General features: G+C 32.8%; 3 protein-coding genes. 1 reads left to right on the plus strand and 2 read right to left on the minus strand.

Going from position 1 to position 2,369, the window contains the following annotated elements; translation table 11 throughout:
* Positions 1 to 61: 61 nt before the first annotated feature.
* Complete coding sequence (locus ACUVXA_RS19790) at positions 62 to 220, minus strand: hypothetical protein (RefSeq protein WP_445873013.1); 159 nt, start codon at positions 218 to 220, stop codon at positions 62 to 64.
* A gap of 495 nt (positions 221 to 715) precedes the next feature.
* On the opposite strand from ACUVXA_RS19790, the gene ACUVXA_RS19795 reads away from it, so the two are divergent.
* Positions 716 to 1,693, plus strand: coding sequence for a geranylgeranylglycerol-phosphate geranylgeranyltransferase (locus ACUVXA_RS19795; protein ID WP_445873014.1), 978 nt, complete (start codon positions 716 to 718; stop codon positions 1,691 to 1,693).
* Positions 1,694 to 1,815: 122 nt separating this feature from the next.
* On the opposite strand, the gene ACUVXA_RS19800 is transcribed toward ACUVXA_RS19795, so the two are convergent.
* A complete protein-coding gene (locus ACUVXA_RS19800; RefSeq protein WP_445873015.1) occupies positions 1,816 to 2,178 on the minus strand; it encodes a hypothetical protein in 363 nt (120 codons plus the stop codon).
* Between the last annotated feature and the right edge of the window lie 191 nt (positions 2,179 to 2,369).

The raw sequence follows: 2,369 nt of genomic DNA on the forward strand, positions 1-2,369 counted from the left end.
CCTGGGAGTCACGGGAGACCGGAATCCTTTATCTAACCTTTATATGGTTTTTAGCTGGTTTTTATTCCCAACTAGCTCCGCATTCTTTGCATTTCCAGATTCTTTTGTATATCGGTGTTTGTCCAGCGTAGCTTAGTACCTTTCCTTTGTCTTGAACCTGTTTAATATTTAAACTGCCACATTTGGGACATTTTATCCTTACAGATCCGCTTTCAGCCATTATAAACACCTTTTAAACATTATTTTGTAAGTTTCAGTCTTGTTATTTCTGCCTTTAAATAAATTTTACTTAAGGTTAATATATGCCTACTCAATATTTATAATCCTTTTTATATTCACACATTTTCAAAGATAAAAATATAATTTTTTAGAAATAATTTCATTCAAAAATATAATTCTTAAGAAATTAATACTAATAAATCTCACCATAAAAATTAGTGTTAGGAAAAATGGGAATAATTCGGTTATAGAGAAGACATTTAATCTTCTTCTAGTGATGAAATTTATATACAGAAAGCAATTTTTACTCGGTTAAACATATAGTATAGATGCAGTTTAATGTGATAAAATATTACAGTAATACTTATTTGCGATCAAATAAGTGATTGATAAATTTTTTAAACTTCGGTGCTTCATAGAAAAGATGTAACAGGGTTCTCCATAAAATTGTTAATTAATCAAAATAAATCAAGTTTAGTGATACTGGTGGTCATTTATGGGATTAAAGGCTTACCTTGAAATTATTAGGCCAGTAAACGGGTTTATGGGAGCTTTAACAGTGCTCTCTGCAGTGCAGGTAGCTAATGTGTTTTATAATCTTAATTTACAATTCTTTTGGGCAAAATTTTGGATTTTTCCGCATCGATTTTTTGAAATTGTTTTTATATCCTTTTTTGTGTACTTTTTCATTGCTTCAGCGGGTATGGTAATTAATGACATCTTTGATCTTGAGGTTGATAAGATTAATAAACCGAATAGACCTCTTCCACGAGAGGCTTTAACTGTTAAAAGGGCATGGATTTATACTTTCGTTCTTTGGTCTTTGGGTATTTCATTAGCCTTTTTGATTAGCTTGGCTTCTGGTATACTGGCTTTGATCTTTTCCGGTATTGGGCTATTATACGCAGCACGGGTTAAGGTTTTAGGGATTCTGGGAAATTTAGTGGTTGCTTTTAGTTTTGCTTTTGGATATTTTTACGGATCCCTTATCACCTCTCTGGAGAGGGGAATTTGGGGGATTCCATTGATGACTTGGCTCTTTTTCGTTACAGCCTTCATGGTGCTGCAGGGTAGAGAAGTTATTAAAGGAATGGAGGATATTGAAGGAGACAAACTTAGGGAAGTAAAAACTATAGCTCGAGTTTATGGTTTAAAAAGAGCAAGTATCATTGGTGCATCTTGTAATTTTATTGGTATAATAAGCTTTACACTATGCTGGATAATTGATTTATTTTCACCATTGTGGGATCCCAAACTTCTAGGTTTCTGGTTTATTCCATTCTATTTACTAGGAGTAGCGGCAGTAGCCTTATCAAGCATACTAATCATCTGGAAATATGATTCTCTAAAAGCGCAAAAAAGATCAAGCCTATTCGACAAAATAGGCGCTCTATTCGGACTAATAGCATTTCTTATAGGTCCTTATACGGTTGAAAATGTGGGAATAACTATATGGTTATGGATTTTAATTTGAAATAGTTATCAAATTATATCCAAAATTTACAGACAAGATAACAGTTTACAGGTTGTCTCGGATAATATAAAGTTTGAAACGTTTCTAATCTTGAGAAGAATGTTAGATTTTTAAAATGAGTTTTATGTTTCGATTATTGGTTCTTCCAATTTTTCTATTGCTTTTTCTATATCATTTTTAACTCTTGAACTCTTTGTAGAGGATCTTAAGGAGGGAATATCAACAGCTCCGGCTTCAAAAGCTTCCAAAGTGATGGTGAGCTGGGTTAATGAACTACAAAGACCCTTTCTTAGGGTAAAATAGTAGGAGAAGTCCTTGCAAAGCTCCTCGAATCTATCCAGCAGAATATAACAGCGATCTATATCCGCCAGTAACCCTCTGACCTGTTCGCTGGAAATAGTAGATTCATTTATAATATTCGTAATTTCTTTTTCAAGATTCGTTAGCTCTTCCTTGAGTTGTTTACGGATTTCCATAACTTCCATTTGTTGCTCACATCGCTTACAATCCTATTGTCTCTTGGATGGATTTTATTTTTATATTAATTATATAGTAAGTTAATAGTCATTTATCAATTATTCCCTTAAAAAATTTTACTAATTATTAGAAGCTGATATATTTATGTAGAAGTTAGGGACATTTGTCACCCCTTGCTGTTAATTGGTAGGATGTCCTG

Source organism: Candidatus Jordarchaeum sp. (genome assembly GCF_052745115.1).